At 64.3% G+C, this 23,409-nt stretch carries 19 protein-coding genes and 1 pseudogene; 17 read left to right on the top strand and 3 right to left on the bottom strand.

The window, feature by feature from the left end:
* The first annotated feature begins 167 nt into the window (after positions 1-167).
* A complete protein-coding gene (locus B2S33_RS20060; RefSeq protein WP_104925756.1) occupies positions 168-986 on the top strand; it encodes a hypothetical protein in 819 nt (272 codons plus the stop codon).
* Positions 987-1,052: 66 nt separating this feature from the next.
* On the opposite strand, the gene B2S33_RS20055 is transcribed toward B2S33_RS20060, so the two are convergent.
* A complete protein-coding gene (locus B2S33_RS20055) occupies positions 1,053-1,532 on the bottom strand; it encodes a hypothetical protein (protein ID WP_111475485.1) in 480 nt (159 codons plus the stop codon).
* 305 nt (positions 1,533-1,837) lie between these two features.
* Here B2S33_RS20055 and B2S33_RS20050 point away from each other — a divergent pair, with 305 nt between their 5' ends.
* The 7 genes from B2S33_RS20050 to B2S33_RS20020 all read left to right on the top strand — a co-directional run bounded on the left by B2S33_RS20050 (position 1,838) and on the right by B2S33_RS20020 (position 9,756).
* Complete coding sequence (locus tag B2S33_RS20050) at positions 1,838-2,689, top strand: STAS domain-containing protein (RefSeq protein WP_145280375.1); 852 nt, start codon at positions 1,838-1,840, stop codon at positions 2,687-2,689.
* A gap of 3 nt (positions 2,690-2,692) precedes the next feature.
* Entirely contained in the window at positions 2,693-3,055 is a 363-nt protein-coding gene (locus B2S33_RS20045; RefSeq protein ID WP_027915208.1) for an STAS domain-containing protein, read from the top strand.
* A complete protein-coding gene (locus B2S33_RS20040) occupies positions 3,052-3,456 on the top strand; it encodes an anti-sigma regulatory factor (RefSeq protein ID WP_145280373.1) in 405 nt (134 codons plus the stop codon). The genes B2S33_RS20045 and B2S33_RS20040 overlap by 4 nt, the downstream gene beginning before the upstream one ends.
* Positions 3,447-4,466 carry an ATP-binding protein gene (locus B2S33_RS20035; protein WP_288650964.1) on the top strand — a complete coding sequence of 340 codons (1,020 nt, stop codon included), beginning with the start codon at positions 3,447-3,449 and terminating at the stop codon, positions 4,464-4,466. The genes B2S33_RS20040 and B2S33_RS20035 overlap by 10 nt, the downstream gene beginning before the upstream one ends.
* Positions 4,459-5,301, top strand: coding sequence for a sensor histidine kinase (locus B2S33_RS20030; RefSeq protein ID WP_028687124.1), 843 nt, complete (start codon positions 4,459-4,461; stop codon positions 5,299-5,301). The genes B2S33_RS20035 and B2S33_RS20030 overlap by 8 nt, the downstream gene beginning before the upstream one ends.
* Positions 5,298-7,241 carry a response regulator gene (locus B2S33_RS20025; RefSeq protein ID WP_049696665.1) on the top strand — a complete coding sequence of 648 codons (1,944 nt, stop codon included), beginning with the start codon at positions 5,298-5,300 and terminating at the stop codon, positions 7,239-7,241. The genes B2S33_RS20030 and B2S33_RS20025 overlap by 4 nt, the downstream gene beginning before the upstream one ends.
* A gap of 121 nt (positions 7,242-7,362) precedes the next feature.
* Positions 7,363-9,756 (top strand): TonB-dependent siderophore receptor, encoded by a 2,394-nt coding sequence (locus B2S33_RS20020; RefSeq protein ID WP_104925759.1) that lies wholly within the window; start codon positions 7,363-7,365, stop codon positions 9,754-9,756.
* Positions 9,757-9,966: 210 nt separating this feature from the next.
* Here B2S33_RS20020 and B2S33_RS20015 read toward each other — a convergent pair whose 3' ends face one another.
* Positions 9,967-11,820, bottom strand: coding sequence for a DEAD/DEAH box helicase (locus B2S33_RS20015; RefSeq protein WP_288650962.1), 1,854 nt, complete (start codon positions 11,818-11,820; stop codon positions 9,967-9,969).
* Between the two features lie 121 nt (positions 11,821-11,941).
* Positions 11,942-12,829, bottom strand: coding sequence for a LysR substrate-binding domain-containing protein (locus tag B2S33_RS20010; RefSeq protein ID WP_027915202.1), 888 nt, complete (start codon positions 12,827-12,829; stop codon positions 11,942-11,944).
* Between the two features lie 198 nt (positions 12,830-13,027).
* Here B2S33_RS20010 and B2S33_RS20005 point away from each other — a divergent pair.
* The 9 genes and pseudogenes from B2S33_RS20005 to B2S33_RS19965 all read left to right on the top strand — a co-directional run.
* Positions 13,028-13,819 (top strand): annotated as a pseudogene (locus B2S33_RS20005) (FAS1-like dehydratase domain-containing protein); the annotation flags it as partial.
* A 52-nt stretch (positions 13,820-13,871) separates the two neighbouring features.
* On the top strand, positions 13,872-15,035 hold the full coding sequence (locus B2S33_RS20000; RefSeq protein ID WP_023534647.1) for an acyl-CoA dehydrogenase family protein: 1,164 nt from the start codon (positions 13,872-13,874) through the stop codon (positions 15,033-15,035).
* Between the two features lie 14 nt (positions 15,036-15,049).
* A complete protein-coding gene (locus B2S33_RS19995; RefSeq protein ID WP_288650960.1) occupies positions 15,050-16,399 on the top strand; it encodes an MmgE/PrpD family protein in 1,350 nt (449 codons plus the stop codon).
* A gap of 20 nt (positions 16,400-16,419) precedes the next feature.
* The gene (locus B2S33_RS19990; RefSeq protein WP_288650958.1) at positions 16,420-17,619 is read left to right on the top strand and encodes a CaiB/BaiF CoA transferase family protein; all 1,200 of its coding nucleotides are present in this window, start codon (positions 16,420-16,422) and stop codon (positions 17,617-17,619) included.
* A gap of 15 nt (positions 17,620-17,634) precedes the next feature.
* Positions 17,635-18,462, top strand: coding sequence for an HpcH/HpaI aldolase/citrate lyase family protein (locus B2S33_RS19985; RefSeq protein ID WP_282478506.1), 828 nt, complete (start codon positions 17,635-17,637; stop codon positions 18,460-18,462).
* A 157-nt stretch (positions 18,463-18,619) separates the two neighbouring features.
* Entirely contained in the window at positions 18,620-19,618 is a 999-nt protein-coding gene (locus B2S33_RS19980) for a TRAP transporter substrate-binding protein (protein ID WP_023534545.1), read from the top strand.
* Between the two features lie 63 nt (positions 19,619-19,681).
* Positions 19,682-20,317 carry a TRAP transporter small permease gene (locus tag B2S33_RS19975; protein ID WP_027915196.1) on the top strand — a complete coding sequence of 212 codons (636 nt, stop codon included), beginning with the start codon at positions 19,682-19,684 and terminating at the stop codon, positions 20,315-20,317.
* Positions 20,314-21,597, top strand: coding sequence for a C4-dicarboxylate TRAP transporter large permease protein DctM (gene dctM, locus B2S33_RS19970; RefSeq protein ID WP_027915195.1), 1,284 nt, complete (start codon positions 20,314-20,316; stop codon positions 21,595-21,597). The genes B2S33_RS19975 and dctM overlap by 4 nt, the downstream gene beginning before the upstream one ends.
* Positions 21,598-21,746: 149 nt before the next feature.
* On the top strand, positions 21,747-23,339 hold the full coding sequence (locus tag B2S33_RS19965) for an argininosuccinate lyase (RefSeq protein WP_288650956.1): 1,593 nt from the start codon (positions 21,747-21,749) through the stop codon (positions 23,337-23,339).
* The last annotated feature ends 70 nt before the right edge of the window (positions 23,340-23,409 follow it).

Here is a 23,409-nt window from a genome sequence, read left to right as displayed (position 1 = left end):
CGCATCCAATGGCCCGGCCAAACCGGCCGAGCATACACACTGGCACCCCCCTACCGAATGATGGAAAATCGCGCCTCGCCCGTCTGGGCGTCGCTGTCAACGACACGGATGTGAGGCGCATTTCTCGCTGCGCCTGCTTCGATTTTCCAGAGTAAGGATACGTCCCCATGACCCTGTGTAGATTCCTCCTGCCCATGCTGGCCGCCATGGCCCTGACCGGCTGCGTCACGACCGAGCAAATGCCCGACGGTCGTACCAAGGTTCGTTTTTCCGACGACACGGTCAGCTCACTGACATCGATGATGCCTTCGGCCATGGCCAACGGAATTGCTGGCAGTGCTGGCAGTGAGCTGGACTTGATTGCCACCTTGCCCTCGAGCAGTGGCGAGTACCTCTACCTGGGCGGCAGGTTCGACGCCGAGTGCACTGCAGCCTTGTTCTACAGCGCCAAGTCCGGCAAACCACTCGCGACCAAGATCGACGACAGCTGCAGGATTCGCTACCTGGCCAGGCAGCAGGACCTCAAGGCGATTGGTAAACCCTACGACCGCGCAGCCCCGGTCGGCGAACTGGATGGCCCCCATCACCCCTATTGGGATTCGCTCACGCGCCGGGTCATTGGGCAGCTCGCCGCGCAGAAGCAGTTTAAAACGCGAGTAGGTGTCATCCCCCGCTATGACAAGGCAGGCACACCGTTTGTCACCCTCGGGTTCCTGGGCCAGGGCAAAAGTGAGGACTACGCCCTCAGGGCAACGCCAGCTCCGGCACCGGTGGTGTTCAGCGATCCGGCCGATGGCGTCCAGATGCGGGCCACCGCCGTCAGGCGACAGACTGACCTTGGTGAGTCCATCAAGTGTGAAGCGTTGCTGGAGCCGCAAGCTGCCGTCGACCTGGGGCGCAAGCCGCCTTCGGTCAACACCAGTGACTTTACGCGTTACGTAGTGCCCATGAAGATCATGTCTATGAGCTGCACACGTCTGTACTAGGGCAGGCGGGAATGCCAGCCTTGCAGGGCTGGCAGCTCATAGGCGCTGGGCGGCGAGGCGATCAGCCTACTGCGCCGGGCGCTTGTCTTGCGTGCAGGCAACGTAGGTACTGCCCGACTCGCCCCGCAACGACACATCGTGGTTGCCAACTTCCTGGGTGTAATGCCCCAGGTCATCCTTGCCGATGCCGCTCAGCTTGGCGATGTCCTCGACGCGCTGGCCCTTGAACATCCCCGAAAATTCGTTGAAGTCACCTTCGCCGTCACTGGCAGCATGTGCTGTCAGCTGCGTGATCGGTTGGCCGTAGACCTCCACTGGCTGCGCCAGCGAATACTCAGCGTCCGACAGCTCCGACGCCTGGACGGTGGCCTGGCCCTTGGCCGCCGTGACCAGTGCATCGAACTGCTCGGGTGAGACCACGCGCTTGCACGTCAGAACTTGGCCGATACGCGTGAGAGCCTCGGTTTGATCGAGGTTTTCAGCGTGAGCGGTGGCCACGCCAGCAAGGCTGGCAAGCAGGGGCAGGATCAGGCGAGTCGTGTTCATGCATCAGTTCCTTCTGGTGGGTAGCCCCTATTGAGTGCCGGGGTCACCAATGGTTTCAAGGCGCCAGGGACGCTACCGGCCATGGCGTGAAGAGGCAGGCCACCCATGCTTTGGTCCGGTGCTCACGGCGCACTCGCCTGCCCTTGATCCAACCTGCCAAATTTCTTTGAGCAATGGACTACCATCCGATGGCCTAATGCAATTAAATGCGCCACCCGGACAACTATTCCGGCCAGTAACTGTCACTCACAAAACACCCGGTCATAGCGTGAAGGTGCCCGCTTTCACCACAGGAGCTCAGATACATGGCAGCACTGCAAAGCAGTACGTTGGACGCGGTCGAAAACAACCAGGACCAGTTGCTGACCCAGTGGTTGGCAGGCCTGGAAGCCAACGGTGCCACGCGCAACGTCAAGGAACAGGTGCTGGCCCAAGAGACCCGCGAGTTCCTGCAACTGTTAGTGCAGGGCTTGAAGGGCCAAGGTGGCGCCAACCTGGCAGCCGCCGATTGGGAGGCCGTACGCCGGTTCCTCGAAAAGCTGTCGTCATCGCGCGCGCAGATGGGCCATGACTCCCACCAGACCGTGTACTTCATCTACGCCCTGAAGCGTCCGCTGTTCGCCTTGCTGCAATCGCACTACAGCGCCGACCCGGCCACGCTGGCCGAGGAACTCTGGCGCGTGTCCGAGCTGCTCGACAGCATGGGCATGCACACCATGCGCACTTACCAGGCGAGCCGTGAAAACGTCATTCGCCGCCAGCAGGAAGAACTGCTGGAGCTGTCCACGCCGGTGGTCAAACTGTGGGACGGTGTGCTGGCCTTGCCATTGATCGGCACCCTCGACTCCCAGCGCAGCCAGACCGTCATGGAGTCGCTGCTGCAGCGCATCGTCGACACCGGTTCGGAAATCGCCATTATCGACATCACGGGCGTGCCCACCGTGGACACCCTGGTGGCGCAGCACCTGCTCAAGACCGTGACGGCCATTCGCCTGATGGGCGCCGATTGCATCATCAGCGGCATCCGCCCGCAGATCGCCCAGACCATCGTGCACCTGGGCCTGGACCTTGGCACCCTGACCACCAAGGCTAACCTGGCCGATGCCCTGAAGCTGGCCCTGACCCGCGTGGGCAGCGACCTCGGCCAGCGAGCCTGAGCCATGGAGCGTATCCCGATCCTGCAGATGGGGGAATTCCTGCTGGTGACCATCCAGGTGGACATGCATGACCAACTGGCCCTCACCCTGCAGGAAGACCTGACCGACCGCATCAGCAGCACCTCCGCCCGCGGCGTACTCATCGACATCTCGGCACTGGACATGGTCGACTCGTTCATCGGGCGCATGATCGCCAGCATCTCGGGCCTGTCACGGATCATGGACGCCGAGACCATGGTGGTCGGCATGCAGCCTGCCGTAGCCATCACCCTGGTGGAACTGGGCCTGACGTTGCCTGGGGTAAGTACCGCCTTGAATGTGGAACGCGGCATGCAAGTGCTGCGTCAGCGTGTGACCCGCAAATGAATGTGCGCGACAGCGGTAGCCTGCCGGTGCGCATCGAGCAGGATGTGGTCCTTGCGCGCCAGTTGTCCCGCAAGCTGGCGGGCGAGTGCGGCATGCGCCTGGTCGACCTGACCAAGCTGGTCACCGCCGTCAGCGAGCTGGCCCGCAACACCGTGGTCTACGGCCGTGGCGGCGACATGGACTGGCAGGTGCTGGAGGACTTCGGTCGCGTGGGCCTGCGCCTGCATTTTCGTGACGAAGGCCCTGGCATTCCCGATATCGGCCTGGCGTTGACCGACGGCTGGACCTCGGGCGCTGGCATGGGCCTGGGCCTGACCGGCGCGCGGCGCCTGGTGGATGAGTTCGAGTTGGATACCGCACCTGGCGAGGGTACCCGTGTGACGATCACACGATGGGCGTGAGCATCGCTGCCAGCCAGACCTGCGTCGTACCGTTGGCTGACCCCAGTGACGTTGGCCACGCTCGACGGATCGCGCAAAAACTTGCACAGGCCCACGGTCTTGACGAAACGGACGCCGGACGTGTCGCGCTGGTGGTGACCGAGCTGTGCACCAACGTGCTCAAGCATGCCGGGCACGGCGAGCTTCATCTGCGGGCGCTGCCGCGCGGTGACGGCAGGTTTGGCATCGAAGTGCTCACCCTCGATCGCGCGCAAGGGTTCGATGCCCAAGCCTGCCTGGCCGACGGCTATTCGTCGGCGGGTACCCAAGGCATCGGCCTGGGCGCCATCGCCCGCCAGGCTCAAGTCTTCGACGTCTATGCCGATACCCGGGGAGCCGTGGTCCTGGCGCGGTTGTATGCCCAGAATGACCCAGGTACTGACCTGCGCTTCGGCGTCAGCCAGCATGCCCTCAATGGCGACCCGGCCTGCGGCGACACCTGGCACCTGACCTTCGATGGGCAGCGCGTGAGCGCCCTGGTGATCGACGGGCTGGGGCATGGCAGCGAAGCCGAAGCGGCAGCCCAGGCGGGCGCGGCAGTGTTCGCACAGGCACCGTTCGCCCACCCGCAGCAGCAGCTTCTGGCCATGCACCAGGCGATGGCAGGCACACGCGGTGGCGCCGTGGCCCTGGCGCACCACGACGGCTGCAATGCACGGCTGAGCTACACCGGCATCGGCAACATCGGCGCGAGCCTGGTCAATGGCAGCCAATCACGAGGCCTGGCGTCAATGCCCGGCATCGTCGGCGGGCAATTCAGAAAAACCCAAGTGTTCGACTACGCTGATCTGAACGGAAATGTGTTGATCATGTACAGCGATGGCCTGCAGTCCCGGTGGAACCTCAAGGATTACCCTGGCCTGGTGCACCGTCATCCGGCCGTGATCGCTGCGGTGCTGCACCGCGACTTCTGCCGAGGCCGGGACGATGTCACCGTACTTGTCATCGACCTGGAGCTGCCCAATGGCTGATGCTGCACTGATTGCCCGCCTGCAAGCCGAGAACGACGCCTTGCGCGCCGAGCTGGATGAAACCAACCAGGGCGTGCTGGCGCTGTATGCCGAGCTGGATACCCAGGCTGAGCACCTGCGCCAGGCTTCGGACCTCAAAAGCCGCTTCCTGTCCTACATGAGCCATGAGTTCCGCACCCCGCTGGGCTCGATCTTGAGCATCACCGGCCTGCTGACCGACGAGCTCGACGGGCCGTTGTCGGCGGAACAGCACCGTCAGGTCACCTTCATCAGTACCGCTACCCGCGAGCTGTCCGACATGGTTGACGACTTGCTCGACTTGGCCAAGATCGAAGCCGGTCGCATCACCATTTCGCCGGCCTGGTTCGACATGTTCGACCTGTTCGCCGCCCTGCGAGGCATGTTCAGGCCCATCGTCGATGCCACGGCCGTGGACCTCATCTTCGAAGAACATGCCGGCCTGCCGCGGCTGTACACCGATGACAAGAAGCTGGCGCAGATTCTGCGCAACTTCATTTCCAATGCCCTGAAGTTCACCTCACAGGGCGAAGTGCGTATTTCCGCCTGCCTGGAAGGCGATGACAGTATCCGTTTCGCCGTGAGCGACACGGGTATCGGCATTGCACCGGAGCTGCTGGGTACCCTGTTCGAAGACTTCGCCCAGGTGGACTCTCCGTTGCAGAAACGCTTGCGCGGTACAGGCCTGGGCCTGTCGCTGTGCAAGCGCTTTGCCGAGCTGCTGGGTGGTCATGTGGGCGTTGAGAGCGAGCCGGGCGTCGGCTCCTGTTTCTTCGTGGTGATCCCGCTCGCCCTCGCCCCGGAGAGCACTGAATGAATGCCGATGTGCGCCTGCTGATCGTCGATGACAACGTTGCCACCCGCTACGCCATGCGCAGGCGGTTGGCGGTGCACGGGTACCAGGTACTGGAGGCCGGCACGGGCGGCGAGGGCCTGGCGCTGATCCGCGACAGCCAGATCGACGCCTTGATCCTGGACGTGAACCTGCCGGACATGAGCGGCTTCGACATCGTCCGGCTGCTGCGTCAGGACCCACGCACGGCGCTGCTGCCAGTGATTCATGTGTCGGCCGCGTCGATCCAGAGCGGCGACATCATCACCGGGCTGAACGCTGGCGCCGATGCCTACCTGATTCACCCCGTCGACCCGGACGTGCTGCTGGCCACCCTGCGCACCTTGCTGCGCGTGCGCGACACCGAGCGCGCATTGCGCCAGAGCGAGGCACGCTTTCGCGAGATTTTCACCAGTGTGTCGGCGCCGATTGCCGTGATGGACGCCCAGCTGAAGGTGCATGAATGCAACCAGGCGTTCAGCTACCTGATCCAGGACAACCGCCACCCCGAGCAGCTGCACGACTGCTTCGCCGATGGGCAGGAGGCGGCGCTGGCCAGCCTGCGCGAGCACCTCATGGCTGGCGAGCGCTGGCAGGGCACCTTGAGCATGCAGGTGCATGGCCATGTACGCGAGACCGAGTGGCAGCTTTCGCCGTATCAGGCGCCGGGTTTGTGCCTGGTGTTCGTCGAGGACATCACCGAGCACCGTCACCGCGAACGCTCGCACCTGGCCCGGCTGGACGACGCGACCAGCCAGTTGGCCCATGAAGTGGCCGTGCGCGAACGCACCGAGGCGCAGCTGGTGCAACTGCAAAAAATGGAGGCACTGGGCAGCTTGACCGGCGGCATCGCCCACGACTTCAACAACCTGCTGACCGGCATCATCACCAGCCTCGAACTGATCTGCAAACGGGTGGCCGAGAACCGTGTCGACAGAGTGCCGCGCTATGCCGAAGCTGCGCTCAGCTCGGCCAACAGCGCGGCTTCGCTGACCCATCGGCTACTGGCCTTCGCTCGCCAGCAACCGCTGGACACCCGGCCCGTGGACGTCAACCGCCACGTGCGCTCGCTCGAAGAACTGCTGACCCGCACCATTGGCGAGCGCATCACGTTGACCCTGAACCTCTCCACCCAACCGGCCATCGCCCTGGTCGACCCGGTGCAGCTGGAAAGCGCGGTGCTCAACCTGGTGATCAACGCCCGCGACGCGCTGCCCAAGGGCGGGCGGATCTGGCTCGACACGGCCGCTATCTGGTCCCAGGAAAACCCCAATCTTGCCGACGGCCCCTATGTGATGGTCAGCGTGCGCGACAACGGCACCGGCATCGAACCTGAGTTGCTGGACAAGGTGTTCGACCCGTTCTTCACCACCAAGCCCGTCGGGCAGGGCACCGGCCTTGGGTTGTCGACCATCTATGGTTTCGCCCGGCAGTCCAGCGGCCACGTGATGCTCAACAGCGTGGTGGGGCAGGGCACCGAAGTGGCGCTGATGCTGCCGGCCAGCGCGCAGGCAGCCGTTCCCGTGGTACGCGAGCGTGGGCTCGATCTACAGGGTAATGGCGAGCATGTGCTGATCGTCGAGGACATGGCCTCGGTGCGGCTGTCGGTGGCCGAAGCGCTGGCCGATGCCGGCTACCACTGCACACTGGCTTCGACCACCGACCAGGCGCTGGAATACCTGCGCGACGACCCGAGCCTGGACCTGATGCTGACCGACGTTGGCCTGCCAACGCTCAGCGGCCGAGAGCTGGCCGACCTTGCCCGTGGCTACCGGCCCGAACTGCCTGTGCTGTTCATGACCGGCTATGCCGATGCCGCGTTGGACCGGCAGGCGTTTCTCGGCGATGGCATGGACATGCTGATCAAGCCGTTCCGTATGGGTGAGCTGCTGGGCAAAGTGAGGCAGGCCATCGGTAAGGTGTAGGACCCAACCTACAACCGAAGTTAATTAATCTGAAAATAAATGAGGTGTTTTCTCATTCTCGTTCGGCAGGTAGGGAAGGCCGGAATACAGGCCGCCCGCCGATACGCTACGGAGCGAGAGAATGAGTTCTACCCCGGTTTCACCGCGCCACCCCCTGAACCGAGCCCTGCGTGGCGCCTTGCTCGGGCTCGTGGTAGGCAGCCATGTCCTGCCAGCCCTGGCCCAGCCTGCGGCCACTGACAGCAGCAGCCCGCTCAAGCAGTGGAACATTCCGGCAGGCCCGCTGGCGCCAGCGCTCGATCGTTTTGCCAGGGAAGCCGGCATCAGCCTCTCGTATGACGCGCAAAGCGTGGCCCACCAGACGACGCCGGGCGTCCAGGGCTCGCTGGGTACCGCAGCGGCCTTGTCTTCGCTGTTGCAGGGCAGTGACCTGCAATCTGAACAGCAAGGCCCCAACGCCTACCTGTTGCTGCCCCAGCCCAAGCCCACCGGCCCGCTGGAGCTGGGCGCCACCGAGGACTACCGCCTGGCCCCGGTGATCGTCAACGCCAAGGTCAAGGCCAGCGCCGACGACGACATCAACTCGGTCGTGGCCAAGGAGCTTTGGGTGGGGGGCAAGGTCGCGACCAGCATCCTCAATACCCCGGCGTCGGTATCGGTGGTGACCCGCAAGGAGATGGAGCAGCGCAGCGTCAGCACCACCGAAGAAGCGCTGCAGTACACCCCAGGGGTGATCAGCGACTTCTATGGGTCGGACGACCGTAACGACTACTTCCAGATTCGCGGCTTCCAGGCCACCACCTACCGTGACGGCCTGACGCTCAGCTCCATGCGTGGCGTGCGCGAAGACCCTTACGCCTACGAGCGTATCGAGATCATTCGCGGCGCCAACTCCACCCTGTTCGGCCCCGCCGACCCAGGCGGCTCGGTCAACTTCGTGACCAAACAGCCACGGTTCGAGCGCTTCGGCCAGGGCTACGTGACCTACGGTTCGTACGACCATGCCGAGACCGGCATTGATGTGGGCGATGTGCTCAACGAAGGCGGCACCGTGGCGGGGCGCTTCACGGCCAAGCTGCAGGACAGCGACCGTGAGTACGACCATTCCCGGGACGACAGCCGCCTGGTGATGGGCGGGCTGACCTGGGCACCGAGCGACTTCACCTCGGCCACCGTGGTGCTGGACTACCTGAAGACCAACAGCTCGCCCAACAGCGGTGGCTACCCGCTGGACAAGGAGTACGACCGCAGCAAGTTCTTCGGCGAGCCCGGCTACAACTTCCACGATGTGGAGCGCACCAGCCTGTCCGGCAACATCACCCACGACTTCGACAACGGCTTTGTATTGCGTGGCAACCTGCGCTACAGCGAACTGACCGACGATTTTGGCTACGCCTACTTGAGCGACAGCCCATCGCGGGTGGGCACGACCATCCCGCGCTATGTGTTCGGCACCGACAGCGACGCCGACCAGCTCAACGGCAACCTGATGCTGCAATACGATGCGCAGTTCGAGCACATCGACAGCAGCACCCTGGTGGGGGTGGAGTACCTGGACTCCTCGACCAAGCAGCGCTCGGTCTATAGCCTCGCCACCCCGATCGACATCGCCAACCCGGTGTTCACCGGCGTGCCGCGTGGCATCGAGCCCTACAGCCGCAAGAAGCAGGACGTGACCACCAAAGCTGTGTTCATGCAGCAGAACCTTTCGTTCTACGACCGCGTCATCGCCACCGCTGGCGTGCGCAATGACTCCATGGACCTGTCCAGCACCGAGTACGTGGGCGGGGCCGCCAAGCAGAGCGACGATTTGTCGGAAACCTCGTATCGCGCGGCGCTCACCTACATCGTCAACGACGAAGTGTCGACGTACGTGAGCATGGTGGAGTCGGTGTCCCCACCCCAGGTGGGCGTCACCCCGCAAACCGGCAAGCAGTACGAAGTGGGCGTGAAATACTCGCCCATCGGCATGGACGCGATGTTCTCCGCTGCGGTGTATGACCTGACCCAGGAAAACGTCACCATCGCTGTGGTACTGCCCAGCGGCATCATCGAACAGCAAACCGTCGGTGAGTCCCACGCACGCGGCCTGGACCTGGAAGCCAAGGCCCAGGTGACGGCTGATATCAGCGTGATTGGCGCCTATTCGTACATGGACACCGATGTGAAACGCGGGTCGCTGTATGACGGCTCTTCGCTCAAGGGCAACGCTTTTGCCACCGCACCCAAGCACTCGGCTTCGTTGTGGACGTACTACGACATTCCGGCGACCGACGTGAGTGTCGGGCTGGGTGCGCGGTACGTGGGGGCTTACTACATGGATGCGGCCAACACCAAGAAGACCGACGGCACCACGTTGTTCGACGCGGCATTCAAGTACCAGATCGCCAAGGGCACCGACCTGGCGGTGAACGTGAGCAACCTGTTCGATGAACAGCACGTGGTGGGCTCGGGGACGGCTGATTATTACAACCCGGGGCGTGAGGTGACGGCGCGGGTGAGTTATAGCTGGTAAGCCATTATTTGGGGGGCTGAGCAGTGTCTGTAGAGGCTGCAATCGATGGCCTGTGCAGTCTGGCCGTTGTGAGCCGCACGGTAGGCCTTGAGCTCTAATGTGGAGCTGAAATGTTGGGGCCGCTTCGCGGCCCATCGCGGCCGGTCCGGCATCCCGGCGAGGCCGCGTCCACTAATACCGCGCAACCCTTAGTCCCGCACTATCAAGCAGCTAAAGGCTCGCTTGAACCTGAGCCACTGCCTCCTGCAGGCGTTCGGTGAATCCGGAGTGGGTCTGATGGGTCATCACCAGCCTGTCCACGGCGCGGGTCATGGCTACATACAGCAAGCGCATCTCATCGGCTTCGTCTTCGCCCTGCACCGGCATCTCGTGCAAGCGCGGAATCACCACGAACCCGAATTCCAACCCCTTGCTCGAATGCATGCTCACGATCTTCACCGTGTTCTCGCCATACAGCGCGCTGCGTTTGGAAACGGTCTTGGCGCTGGTGTACGGGATGCCCGCGGCCTTGAGTGTGTCCTCGACCCAGGTGGCCTGGAAACCTTCTCGGTAGATCACGGCCATGTCTTGCCAGGCCCGGCCGTTTGCCTGCTCATGCTCAAGCCGGGCGACAAGGCATTGGGCTTCCTGCACAAGCCCTGGGTGGCTGAGCAGTTGCGGCAAGTCGCCGCGCCGGCCTGCGCTTTGCGGAGCCAGTACCGGGATATGGTCGTCTTCGGCATCGCGGGCGCTGAGCAAATCCTTGGAAAACGCATGCGCGACCGACAGCACTTCCAGCGTATTACGGTAGTTGATGCGCAAGATGGTGGTCCGCCCTGACGCCTTGATCCCTACACTGGCGAAGCTGAATGTCATCTTCGAGGCAAGGGTGGCCTTGCCGCGGTAGATGGCCTGGGCATCGTCGTAGAGCACCAGCAGGTTTTCCTGCTCCTGGTCGAGTTGATGAACGACCAGGCGGAACCACTCCGGTTTGAAGTCGTGGCCCTCATCGATCAGGATCGCGGCATACCGATCAGCGTCCAGCTTGCCGTCCGCCATGTGCTTGAGCACATCGTCCTCGAGCGCCTGGAAGAACTTCTGCCCCTTGAGTTGAGGGATGGGCAGCTGCGCATCGGTCAGCAGCTTGCGACACCAGGCATGAAAGCTCATGGCAACTACCTGAACGTCTTGCTGGTGCGCTTTGAGCACCTGGTTCAAGCGCGCTGCGAGGGTCTTGTTGTAGCACAACACCAGCACCGGCTTGCTGGAGGTGCGCGCCAGGTAGAGGCTGCGGTACACCAGGACCATGGTCTTGCCGCTGCCGGCCACGCCGTGAATCACCCGGTGCCCACTGCCCATGGAACGCGCCAGTTGCTCCTGCTGCAGGTCCATGACCTTGATCAGGCTGGGCATGGGCGCCTCCTGCTCACCGAACAGCCCGAACTGGGCACGTGCCGGGTTCAGGCGGATTTCCGGGAACAGGTGGTAACGCACGCGGTCCAGGTGCTCGTCCGACAGCGCCACGGGAAAGTGCTGCACGAACATGGCCTTGAAACGTTGTTCGAACAGGCCTGCATCCACGGTTTCGAACATTTCGTCCTTGCAGATGACACGCACGCTTTGCAAGGCCGAGCCGGCTTGCAGCGAGATGAATTCCTTGCGCGTCATCTCTGGCAGCACGACGCCCCAGGTGTAGGGCATCAACAGTTTGCCCGCTCGGATAGAGCCTGGCTTCTGGGTCAGCGCGGGGTCCTTTTCCAGCGTTTCCTTCGTTTCGAACGCGTTCTTGCGGGCCTGCGCCATGGGGTTGATGACGGTGACTTCGCGACCGTGCTCGAGCTTGATGACCTCGTTGATCGTCACCTCTTTCAGCGAGCTCAGCTTCCAGTCCTTGACCTCGAGAATGAGCAAGCCCACTTCAGGGTGCAGGAGGACGAAGTCCGGTTGCAGCCCCTTTGGGCCAACCGGCACGTTGAACCAGCATAACCAGTCATCGGGGAGTTTCTTTTCGAGGCGCTCAGCCAGGCGTTTTTCCCCGGGCGAGTCGAAACGGCACGCGCCGAGTGTTGGGATGATTTGGGCCATATCCTTATTGTCCATATCCAAAACGACGCGCCACAGTAGGATTTATCCTTCTGCAGTGCAAATCTGAACCACTGTCCTGCACCCGATCTGACGGTCAGATAACCCGAGCGTAATGGCTTGCCTAGTTCGCAGGCATCAACGTCTTGATCAATGCGCGCACCGTCCCCGGCAGGGCCTCCAGCTCCCGGACGAGTATGCTGCGTTCGCGCTCGGCCCAGGGTTCGTCCAGGGCGATGGTCACCAGATTCATGGTGTGGCTGTGGCGCGATGCGGACGACTCGGGAATGATGCCGATGCCCACGCCTGCCTCGACCATGCGGCAGATGGCCTCGAAACCCGACAGCTGGATACGCAGGGCCAGGGTTTCACCCATGCGCTCGACCTGGTCGCGCAGAAAGGTCAGCAGGGTGCTGCCGTCGTGCAGCCCGATGTGCTGGTAGGCCAGAGTCTGTTTCAACGTCACCTGGCGGCGGTTGGCCAGCTCGTGGCCGGCGGGCACGATCAGCACCAGCCGATCGGTGCTGAAGTGCATCACCTGCAGGCCGCTGGCCTCCACAGGGCCGGCGATGATGCCCATGTCGGTGCTGCCATCGAGCACGCCTCGCACGATGTCGCGGGACAGGCGTTCCTGCAGGTCGACCGTGACACCCGGCCGTTGCGCCAGAAAGCCTGCCAGCACCTCGGGCAGAAACTCGGTCACCGCCGTGGTGTTGGCAAAGATGCGGATATGCCCCGCCGAATCGCCGCCGAACTGAGTGAACTCCGCCTTCAGGTAATCGACCTGGCGCATCACCAGGCGTGCGTGGGTCAACAGCGTGTGCCCGGCCGGGGTCAGTTCGACGCCGCGGCTGTCGCGGTACAGCAGGCGTGTGTCGAGCTGCGCTTCCAGCGCCTTGATACGCGCACTGGCGGCGGCCGGGGAGAGGTGGGCACGGCGGGCGCCCTGGGTCAGGCTGGGAGATTCGCCGATGTGGATGAACAGGCGCAAGTCAGCCAGATCGAAGTGCATGGGCAAGTCCTGGGTAGGGAAGGCGTTCGGCATTTATGAACGCCGGGTTATGGAAATGCAAATTCACAGAATGCGCGACAGGGTCGCATGATCGTCCCTGTCGCCTGCGCAGCGTCGATGACGCGCCTGCCAAGCGGCCTGCCATAACAACAATTCCAGAGGCCCACCCATGCCCACTACGCCCTTTGATTACAGCCCCTGGCTCGGCCGCNNCGCACCGAGCACGCCTGGGATGTGCTCAGCCGCAACCTGGTGCAGCGCATCGCGGCGACGTTCGGCGAGACCGCCCCGGCCCATGGCGAGGCGTTGCCGCCGCTGTGGACCTGGTGCTTCTTTCAAGACCCTGTACCCGAAGCGCAACTGGGCACCGACGGGCACCCGGCACGCGGGGGCTTTCTGCCGCCGGCTGACGGGCGCAACCGCATGTGGGCCGGTGGCCGGGTCGAGTTCATCGCCCCGCTGGTGGTCGGCGGCGAGGCGCAGCGTACCTCGACCATCCTGCACATCGAGGAGAAACACGGCCGCAGCGGCGCCTTGCTGTTCGTGACGGTGCGCCATGACTACACTCAGCACGACCAGCTGTGCATCCGCGAAGAGCAGGACATCGTCTACCGCGAGCCGACCCCGCCCAAGGCGAGCACGGGCGAGCCATGTGAAACCGGCACCTGGGGTGAAACCGTCACGCCCACCGCGACCCTGCTGTTCCGCTATTCGGCGGTCACCTTCAACGGCCACCGCATCCATTACGACTACCCCTATGTCACCGCCACCGAGGGATACCCGGACCTGGTGGTGCACGGCCCCCAGATCGCGACGCTCAACCTGCGGGCCTTTCTGCGCGCCAACCCCGGTGCCCGCCTGCGCCGCTACAGCTACCGCAGCCTGCGCCCGCTCACCCTGCCCACGCCCTTCCAGCTCAGCGGCTGCCTCGACGGCCCAGGCCAGGCGCGCCTGTGGGCCGGCAACGCTGCCGGCGTGGCGCAAAGCGCCGCCCNNCGTCACCTTCGACTGACCCCCTTTCAGCACCGTAGAGAAGCCTGCCATGCACAGCTACGACAGCGATGACCTCAACGCCATCCGCGAAGGCGTGCGCGCCTTGTGCGCCGAATTTCCGGCCGAATACTGGCGCACCCTGGACGAGCAGAAGGCCTTCCCCGAAGCCTTCGTCAAGGCCATGACCGACGCCGGCTGGCTGTCGGCGATGATCCCCGAGGCCTACGGCGGTTCAGGGCTGGGCCTGGCCGAGGCGTCGGTGATACTCGAGGAAGTGAACCACTGCGGTGGCAACTCCGGCACCATCCACGGGCAGATGTACAACATGTTCACCTTGCTGCGCCACGGCAGCGAGGAACAGAAACGTCATTACCTGCCCAAGTTGGCCAGCGGCGAGCTGCGCCTGCAGTCGATGGGCGTGACCGAACCGACCACCGGCACCGACACCACGCAGCTCAAGACCACGGCCGTGCGCGAGGGCGACGACTACGTGATCAATGGGCAGAAAGTGTGGATCTCGCGCATCCAGCATTCGGACCTGATGATCCTGCTGGCGCGTACCACGCCGCTGGCGCAGGTCACGCGCAAGTCCGAAGGCATGTCCATCTTCCTGGTGGACCTGCGCACGGCCATTGGCAACGGCCTGACCGTGCAGCCGATTGCCAACATGGTCAACCACGAAACCAACGAGCTGTTCTTCGACAACCTGCGCATCCCGGCCAGCAGCCTGATCGGCGAGGAGGGCAAGGGTTTTCGCTACATCCTCGACGGCCTGAACGCCGAGCGTACGCTGATCGCTGCCGAGTGCATCGGCGACGGGCGCTGGTTCGTCGAAAAGGCCAGCCAGTACGCCCGCGACCGCGTGGTGTTCGGCCGCCCGATCGGCCAGAACCAGGGCGTGCAATTCCCCATCGCCGAAGCCCACATCGAACTGGAGGCGGCCGACCTGATGCGCTGGCGGGCGTGCGCCGAGTACGACAGCGGCGCCAACGCCGGTGCTGCCGCGAACATGGCCAAGTACTTGGCAGCCAAAGCCTCGTGGGAGGCGGCCAACGCCTGCCTGCAAACCCACGGCGGCTTCGGCTTTGCCAACGAGTACGACGTGGAGCGCAAATTCCGCGAGACCCGCCTGTACCAGGTGGCGCCGATTTCCACCAACCTGATCCTGTCGTACGTGGCCGAGCACCTGCTCGAGCTGCCGCGCAGCTTCTGAAGGAGGGTATGCCCATGCGTGATACCCAAGCACTGGTCACCTTCCTGGCCGACCTGCGCTACCAGGACATCCCGCCCTCCGTGCTGGCGCGTACCGAAGAACTGTTCCTCGACTGGCTCGGCTCGGCCCTGGCCAGCCAGGGCGCGCACCCGGTGCCGCTGTTCGAGCGCTACGCCGAGCGCATGGGGCCACCTGCCGGTAAAGCCCGGTTGATGAGCACCGGCCGTGGCACCTCGCCGTATTTCGCTGCGTTGGTCAATGGCGCAGCGTCGCACCTGGTGGAGCAGGACGACCTGCACAACAGCTCGGTGCTGCACCCGGCCACGGTGGTGTTTTCCGCAGCCCTGGCTGCCGCGCAGGACCTGGACAAGTCGGGGCCGGACCTGCTGCTGGCGGCTGTGGCCGGCTACGAGGCTGGCATTCGCATCGGCGAATTCATGGGCCGCTCGCACTACCGCATTTTCCACACCACCGCCACCGTCGGCACCCTGGCGGCGGCTGTCGCGGTGGGCAAGCTGATGGACTTCGACCAGGCCCAGTTCATCAACGTGCTGGGCAGTGCCGGCACTCAGGCGGCCGGGCTGTGGGAGTTCTTGCGCGATGCGGCCGATTCGAAACAGCTGCACACCGCCAAGGCAGCTGCCGACGGGCTGCTGGCGGCGTACCTGACCGCCGATGGCCTGAGCGGGGCGCGCAACATCCTGGAAGGCGACCAGGGCCTGGCGGCCGGCATGTCCAGCGACGCCGACCCGGCCCGCCTGTCGGACCGCCTGGGCAGCCGCTGGGCGCTGGCCGAAACCTCGTTCAAGTTCCACGCCTCGTGCCGCCACACCCACCCGGCGGCCGATGCCTTGCTCGAACTGATGCAGCGCGAAGGGCTGCGCCACGGCGACATCGCCGAGGTGATCGCCCACGTGCACCAGGGCGCCATCGACGTGCTCGGCCGGGTGAAGGTGCCCACCAGCGTGCACCAGGCCAAGTTCTCCATGGGCACGGTGCTCGGCCTGATTGCCGTGCACGGCAGCGCCCAGTTGCTGACATTCCGCGACCTGGCCCTGAGCGACCCGGACGTGGCGGGGTTCCGCGACAAGGTGCGCATGCAGCTGGACCCCGAGGTGGACGCCGCCTATCCGGCCCGGTGGCTGGGCCGGGTAGAAGTGGGCTGCAAGGACGGGCGCCGCTTCACTGCTGCCATTGACGAACCCAAGGGCGACCCCGGCAACACCTTGTCCCGCGCGGAACTGGAGGACAAGTTCCAGCGCTTGCTGGCCTACGCCGGCCAGCGCAGTGCGGCCGACGGCCGTGCCTTGATCCAACGTGTCTGGCAGCTGCGCGATACCCGCTCGCTGGCCGACCTGCCATGACTCCCGCACAGGACCTTGCCATGAGTGCATCTGCCCCCCGCCCCCTGGACGGCATCACCGTCGTCAGCCTGGAACACGCCATCGCCGCGCCGTTCTGCACCCGCCAACTGGCCGACCTGGGCGCCCGGGTTATCAAGGTCGAACGCCCCGGCAGCGGTGATTTTGCCCGAGGCTATGACCAGCGCGTCGACGGCCTGGCGTCCCACTTCGTGTGGACCAACCGCTCCAAGGAAAGCCTGACCCTGGACCTGAAGCAGCCTCAGGCCGATGCCATCCTCGAAGGGCTGCTGGCCAAGGCCGACGTGCTGGTGCAAAACCTCGCACCTGGCGCTGCGGCGCGCATGGGCCTGGGGTTCGAGGCCCTGCATGCGCGCTTCCCGCGGCTGATCGTGTGCGACATCTCTGGCTACGGTGAAGGCGGCCCCTATGAGAAGAAAAAGGCCTACGACCTGCTGATTCAAAGCGAAGGCGGTTTCTTGTCGGTCACCGGCAGCCCAGGCGAGGAGGGGATGGCCAAGGCTGGATGCTCGGTGGCCGATATCGCCGCTGGCATGTACGCCTATACCGGCGTGCTTTCGGCCCTGCTGTTGCGTGATCGCACCGGGGTGGGTAGCCGCATCGACGTGTCCATGCTCGAAAGCCTGGTGGAGTGGATGGGCTACCCCATGTACTACGCCTACAACGGTGCACCGCCACCGCCTCGCGCGGGTGCTTCGCACTCGACCATCTACCCGTACGGCCCTTTCCCCACAGGCGATGGCGGCACGGTGATGCTGGGGTTGCAGAACGAGCGTGAATGGCAGCTGTTCTGCGAGAAGGTGCTGCTCGACCCGGCGTTGGCCACTGACGAGCGCTTCTGCACCAATTACCTGCGCTCGGAGAACCGCGACCTGCTGCGCCAGATCATCGTCGACGGTTTCGCCGCGCTGAGCCTGGAAGACGTCGTGGCGCGCCTTGAGACCGCCCAGATCGCCAACGCCCGAGTCAACGACATGCAAGGGGTGTGGCAGCACCCCCAGTTGCAGGCCCGTGACCGCTGGCGCGAGGTGGACAGCCCGGCGGGCAAGCTGCCGTCCCTGCTGCCGCCGGGGCGCAACGCGGCCTTCAGCCCGCGCATGGACCCGGTGCCTGCACTGGGCCAGCACACCGCCGCGATCCTGGCCGAGCTGGGGTATGGCGATGATCAGCAGGCGCAATTGAACAGCGCAGGCGTGGTTTAGTAGAGGAGCAAAAGCATGCCATACCCCATCGTTCGCTCCGCCCTGTTCGTGCCCGGTAGCCGCCCGGAGCGCTTCGCCAAGGCCCTGGCTGCCGGTGCCGATGCCGTGATCGTGGACTTCGAAGACGCGGTCGAAGAACCGCTCAAGGCCCAGGCCCGCGAGCACCTGGCGCGCTTTCTGGGCGAACACCCCGACGCCCGGGTGTGGGTGAGGGTCAACGCACCCAGCCATGCAAACCACGCCGAGGACTTGCAATTGTGCGCGCAGCACCTGGGCGTGACCACGGTGCTGCTGCCCAAAGTCGAGAGCGCCGCACAGGTGGCGGTTGCCGCCCGGACGGGCAAGGCCGTCGTGCCGATCATCGAGACCGCCAAGGGGCTGTTGGCCCTTGAACGTATCGCCGGCGCCGAGGGCGTCGAGCGCTTGTCGTTCGGCAGCCTGGACCTGGCGCTGGACCTTTGCCTGAACACTGACAGCCCGGCAGGCCAACGCTTCATCGACCAGGCCCGCATGGCCGTGCAACTGCATTCCCGGGGCGCCGACCTGGCGCCGCCGCTGGACGGTGTGTTTCCTGCGATCCGCGACCTGCAAGGGCAGCGCGAGGCCATGCGCCATGCCTACGACATGGGCTATGGCGGGGCGCTGTGCATTCACCCAAGCCAGGTGCCGGTGATTCATGAGGCCTTGCAGCCCAGCGAGCACGAACTGGCCTGGGCGCAGCGCGTGCTCGAGGGCAGCGCAGCGGCGGGTGGGGCAGGGGCCTTCCAGCTGGACGGGCAGATGGTCGATGCGCCAGTGGTGTTGCGCGCGCAGCGCCTGCTGGCGTTGGCCCATGCTGGCTAGTGGCTATGGTCCAGGCCAGGCCATGAGGGTCGGCGTTCGCTTTTGCCGAACGCAGCCTTACACAAAAGCAGATTCCCCAAACACCTATACTTGCGCCACCGTAATCTTGGCTACGCTTCCCTGCTGACCTTACCAACAACAATAACAGGTGAAACCCATGTTGAAGCTGACCCAGGCGCTGTTCTGCGCCGCCGCCGTCTCCCTGACCTCGTTCGCTTACGCCGCGGACCCGGTCATCATCAAGTTCGCCCACGTGGTGGCCGACAGCACGCCCAAAGGCCAGGGCGCGCTCATGTTCCAGAAGCTCGTGGAGGCCGATGACAAGCTCAAGGGCAAGGTCAAGGTCGAGGTTTACCCCAACTCGTCGCTGTTCGGCGACGGCAAGGAAATGGAAGCGCTGCTGCTGGGCGACGTGCAGATGCTGGCGCCCTCGCTGGCCAAATTCGAGCACTACAACAAGCAGGTGCAAATCTTCGACCTGCCGTTTCTGTTCGACAACCTGGCGGCGGTCGACCGCTTTCAGCAGGGGCCCCAAGGCAAGGCGCTGCTCACCTCCATGGAAGACAAGGGCATCCGCGGCCTGGCCTACTGGCATAACGGCTTGAAGCAGCTGTCGGCTAACAAGAAGATCCTGCTGCCCAAGGATGCCCGTGGCCTGAAGTTCCGCGTACAAGCCTCCAGCGTGCTGGAAGAGCAGTTCAAGGCCGTGCGCGCCAACCCGCGCAAGATGAGTTTTGCCGAGGTGTACCAAGGCTTGCAGACCGGCACCGTCAACGGCACCGAGAACACCTGGTCGAACTACGAAAGCCAGAAGGTCAACGAAGTGCAGCCGTTCTTCACCGAGACCGACCACGGCCTGATCGACTACATGGTGATCACCAACGCCAAGTTCTGGAACGGCCTGCCTGAAGATGTGCGCACCGAACTGCAGGGCATCATGGACAAGGTCACCGTCGAGGTGAACAAGCAGGCCGAGGCGCTGAACCAGGCCTCGCGGCAGAAGATCATCGACGCCAAGACCAGCGAGGTCGATGCGCTCACCCCCGAGCAGCGTGACGAATGGCGCAAAGCCATGCGTCCGGTCTGGGACAAGTTCGAAGGCCAGATTGGCGCCGACCTGATCAAAGCCGCCCAGGACGCCAACACAGCCTCTTGATTGGCCCCGCCTGCAGCCGCCCCTGCGTGGGCGGCTCAGCCTCATTCTGCGCGGAGAATGCCCATGCAAACGTTACGGCGCGTCTGGGAGCGCTTCGAGGAAGGCATGATCGCCTTTCTTCTGGCGGCCATGACCCTCATCACCTTCATCTACGTAGCGCTGAACAACCTCTACACGATGTTCTACAACTTGAGCGACCGTTGGACCTTTGCCAGCGAGCCGCTGTTGAACATCGGTGACCACTTGATGGGCTACGCCCAGGAAATGACCTGGAGCATCGCCCTGACCAAGGCCCTGTTTGGCTGGCTGATCTTCTTCGGCATCGCCTATGGCGTACGTACCGCCGGCCACCTTGGGGTCGATGTGCTGGTCAGGCGCACCCGCAAGCCGGTGCAGCGTGTGCTGGCCATGGTTGCCTGCGCCTGTTGCCTGGCGTATGCCGGGCTGTTTCTGATTGCCAGCATCAAGTGGGTCAGCGCTGTGCTGGCGGCTGGCATCGGGGCCGAAGACCTGGACCGCTACGGCATCAAGATCGGCCACATCGCGATGATTGTGCCCTTCGGGTTCGCTTTGATCATCGTGCGCTACCTGGAAATCCTCTACCGCATCTACACCCACCGCCAGATCAACCTGGGCCTGGCCGACGAAGCGGCCGAGGCGAGCAAGCTGGCCAACCCCGGTGAGGAGTCGCAGCAATGACCGTCATCTGCCTGTTCCTGCTGCTGTTCATCTTCATGTTCCTGGGCGTGCCCATCGCCATTTCCCTGGGCCTGTCGGGGGCGGTGTCGATTCTGCTGTTCAGCCAGGATTCGCTCAGTTCGTTGGCGATCAAGCTGTTCGAAACCTCTGATAGCTACACCTTCCTGGCCATCCCCTTCTTCCTGCTGTCTGGCGCCTTCATGACCACCGGCGGCGTGGCGCAGCGGCTGATCGATTTTGCCAACGCCTGCGTAGGGCACATTCGGGGCGGCCTGGCCATTGCCGCCGTGCTGGCCTGCATGTTGTTCGCTGCGTTGTCCGGCTCGTCGCCGGCCACGGTGGCGGCAGTGGGTTCGATCGCCGTGGCCGGCATGGTGCGCTCGGGGTATCCGAAGGAATTCGGCGCCGGCATCATCTGTAACGCCGGTACGCTGGGCATCCTGATCCCCCCGTCGATCGTGATGGTGGTCTATTCAGCCGCGACCGAAACGTCGGTGGGCAAGTTGTTCATGGCTGGCGTGATCCCTGGGATCTTGCTGGGCGTGTCGCTGATGGTAGCCATCTACATCGTGGCGCGGGTCAAGAAGCTGCCTGCCCAGCCACGTGCCAGCTTCCGCGAATGGCTTACGGCCGCGCGGCGGGCGTTCTGGGGGCTGTTGTTGCTGGTGATCATTCTGGGCGGCATCTACAGCGGCATGTTCACCCCCACTGAAGCGGCGGCCGTGGCGGCGGTGTACTCGGCGTTCATCGCCCTGTTCGTGTACAAGGACATGACCTGGCGCGAGTGCCCCAAGGTGTTGCTGGAGTCCGGGCGGCTGACCATCATGCTGCTGTTCATCATCGCCAACGCCATGCTGTTCGCCCATGTGCTGACCACCGAGCAGATCCCGCAGCAGATCACCCAGTGGGTGCTCTCCGAAGGCCTGACGCCCATCGGCTTCCTGATCATGGTCAACGTGGTGCTGCTGATTGCCGGCAGCTTCATGGAGCCGTCGGCGATCATCCTGATTCTGGCGCCGATCTTCTTCCCCATCGCCATGGAACTGGGCATCGACCCGATCCACCTGGGCATCGTGATGGTGGTGAACATGGAGATCGGACTGGTTCACCCGCCAGTGGGGTTGAACCTGTTCGTGACCAGTGCCGTGACGGGCCTGACATTGGGCCAGACCATTCGCGCAGCGCTGCCGTGGCTGTCGATCTTGTTGCTGTTCCTGATCCTGGTCACCTACGTGCCGTACATCTCCCTGGCGCTGCCTGAGTTTCTCGGCATGCCCTAACCAGCGGCTCGATCAACCCTGCCCTTGCACCGATGCCACCGCCTATCCGGCGGTGGTTTCACTTTCGGCCAAGGGGGCAGGGGTGTAGGTTGACCTTCCAAGGGTGCCACCAGCCCGCCAGCCTTCCATAAGCCCCGAGCGGACCCACCATGACAACAACAAGATCACTGCTGTGCCTTGCCATCGCCTGCGCCTGGATCACCAGCCCTGCGGCCCAGGCCGCCAACACCGCCGACAACCCGTGCAAGACCACCGCCGAGTGCGCCGAGCAGGCCCGCAAGATCGGCGCCTTCGTGGAAAAGACCCCCGACGGCCAGCGCCACGGCGAGACCCAGTTCGACTACCTCAACCGCATCAACAAAGCCTCGCTGGTGATGCTCAAGGAAGCCGGCATCGTCACCGCCGAACAGGCCGCGACCATTGCAGGCGGGGTACGCCACGCCATCGACCAGGCCACCCAGCCAGACGGCAAGCGCCCCAGCGATGTGCTGCAACTGGAGCAGATCATCACCGACAAGGTCGGCCCCGAGGCCTCGCTGATTCACTCGGGGCGCAGCCGCCAGGACATGTACGCCACCTACCGCCTGGCCTCGCTGCGCCGCCACGTGCTGGCCTATGGCGACGCCCTGGACGCCACCCGCCAGCGCTTGCTCACGCTGGCCGCCCAACACGTCGATACCCTGGTGCCGGCCTATACCAACGGCGTGCAAGCCATGCCCATCAGCTACGCCCATTACCTGCTGGCCTACGAGGCCTCGTTCGAGCGCGACGCCCAGCGCCTGCACGAGCTATACGCCCGCCTGAACCTCAGCCCCATGGGCACCGCCGTGCTGGCCAACTCCGGCTACCCCATCAACCGCGAGCGCCTGGCCCAACTGCTGGGCTTTGACGGCGTGCGCGAGAACTCGCTGGACGCAAGCCAAGTCTCGACCTACGACATCCCGCTCGAAGCCGCCGGCCTGGTCTCGTCCTCGGCCATTCGCATCGGCGCCTTCATCGGCGACATTCACACCCAGTACCACCAGACCCGCCCCTGGCTGCTGCTCGACGAAGGGGCCACCTACACCAGCAGCGCCATGCCGCAAAAGCGCAACCCTGGCCTCTTGATGCGCACCCGCGAAGCCGCCTCCGACGTGGTCGGCCTGGCCAACGCCACCACCCTGCGCGCCCACAACGTCACCACCGGCATGACCGACTACAAGGCCGCCTTCGACGACCTGGGCCTGTTCCGCTCCACGGGCGACATGTTCAAGCGCCTGGACCAGGTGCTCGACGCCCTGAAAATCAACGCCGCACGCGCCGAAGAAGAACTGGACGCCGACTGGACCACCTCCATGGAGCTGGCCGACACCCTGGAGCGCAAGCACCACGTCCCCTTCCGCATCGGCCACAGCTTCGCCTCGCTGATCGTCGAAAAAGCCCGCGCCGACGGCACCTTGCCCAAGGACTTCGCCTACGCCGATGCGCAGGCGTTGTTCACCCAGGCGGCGGACAAATACAAATGGAAGGACAACACCCTGCCCCTGAGCGAAGCGGATTTCCGCGCAAGCCTGTCCCCCCGCGCCATGGTGCAAAGTCGCAAGGGTACTGGTGGGCCGCAGCCTGAAGAAGTGCGGCGCATGTTGGCTGAGGCCCAGGCGCGGTTGAGGGAGGATCAGATGTGGATGGAGCAGCGGCGGCAGAAGCTGGTGGATGCGGATGCGGGGTTGGACAAGGCGTTTGATGGGCTGAAGAGGCGGTGATCTGGCAGGGGCGCGTGCTCCGATGACTCGGTGATCTGACAGAAACACGCCCTCCGTGGGGGGGGGGGCT

The organism is Pseudomonas sp. UBA5568, assembly GCF_002425525.1.
GTDB lineage: Bacteria > Pseudomonadota > Gammaproteobacteria > Pseudomonadales > Pseudomonadaceae > Aquipseudomonas > Aquipseudomonas fulva.
Note: the sequence above shows the minus strand (reverse complement) of the source record. Positions and strands in the feature narration are given on the sequence as shown.

Coding starts and splice junctions, on each gene's coding strand:
- B2S33_RS20060 (WP_104925756.1), top strand. CDS start 168: ATGACCCTGTGTAGATTCCTCCTGCCCATGCTGGCCGCCATGGCCCTG.
- B2S33_RS20055 (WP_111475485.1), bottom strand. CDS start 1,532: ATGAACACGACTCGCCTGATCCTGCCCCTGCTTGCCAGCCTTGCTGGC.
- B2S33_RS20050 (WP_145280375.1), top strand. CDS start 1,838: ATGGCAGCACTGCAAAGCAGTACGTTGGACGCGGTCGAAAACAACCAG.
- B2S33_RS20045 (WP_027915208.1), top strand. CDS start 2,693: ATGGAGCGTATCCCGATCCTGCAGATGGGGGAATTCCTGCTGGTGACC.
- B2S33_RS20040 (WP_145280373.1), top strand. CDS start 3,052: ATGAATGTGCGCGACAGCGGTAGCCTGCCGGTGCGCATCGAGCAGGAT.
- B2S33_RS20035 (WP_288650964.1), top strand. CDS start 3,447: ATGGGCGTGAGCATCGCTGCCAGCCAGACCTGCGTCGTACCGTTGGCT.
- B2S33_RS20030 (WP_028687124.1), top strand. CDS start 4,459: ATGGCTGATGCTGCACTGATTGCCCGCCTGCAAGCCGAGAACGACGCC.
- B2S33_RS20025 (WP_049696665.1), top strand. CDS start 5,298: ATGAATGCCGATGTGCGCCTGCTGATCGTCGATGACAACGTTGCCACC.
- B2S33_RS20020 (WP_104925759.1), top strand. CDS start 7,363: ATGAGTTCTACCCCGGTTTCACCGCGCCACCCCCTGAACCGAGCCCTG.
- B2S33_RS20015 (WP_288650962.1), bottom strand. CDS start 11,820: ATGGCCCAAATCATCCCAACACTCGGCGCGTGCCGTTTCGACTCGCCC.
- B2S33_RS20010 (WP_027915202.1), bottom strand. CDS start 12,829: ATGCACTTCGATCTGGCTGACTTGCGCCTGTTCATCCACATCGGCGAA.
- B2S33_RS20000 (WP_023534647.1), top strand. CDS start 13,872: ATGCACAGCTACGACAGCGATGACCTCAACGCCATCCGCGAAGGCGTG.
- B2S33_RS19995 (WP_288650960.1), top strand. CDS start 15,050: ATGCGTGATACCCAAGCACTGGTCACCTTCCTGGCCGACCTGCGCTAC.
- B2S33_RS19990 (WP_288650958.1), top strand. CDS start 16,420: ATGAGTGCATCTGCCCCCCGCCCCCTGGACGGCATCACCGTCGTCAGC.
- B2S33_RS19985 (WP_282478506.1), top strand. CDS start 17,635: ATGCCATACCCCATCGTTCGCTCCGCCCTGTTCGTGCCCGGTAGCCGC.
- B2S33_RS19980 (WP_023534545.1), top strand. CDS start 18,620: ATGTTGAAGCTGACCCAGGCGCTGTTCTGCGCCGCCGCCGTCTCCCTG.
- B2S33_RS19975 (WP_027915196.1), top strand. CDS start 19,682: ATGCAAACGTTACGGCGCGTCTGGGAGCGCTTCGAGGAAGGCATGATC.
- dctM (WP_027915195.1), top strand. CDS start 20,314: ATGACCGTCATCTGCCTGTTCCTGCTGCTGTTCATCTTCATGTTCCTG.
- B2S33_RS19965 (WP_288650956.1), top strand. CDS start 21,747: ATGACAACAACAAGATCACTGCTGTGCCTTGCCATCGCCTGCGCCTGG.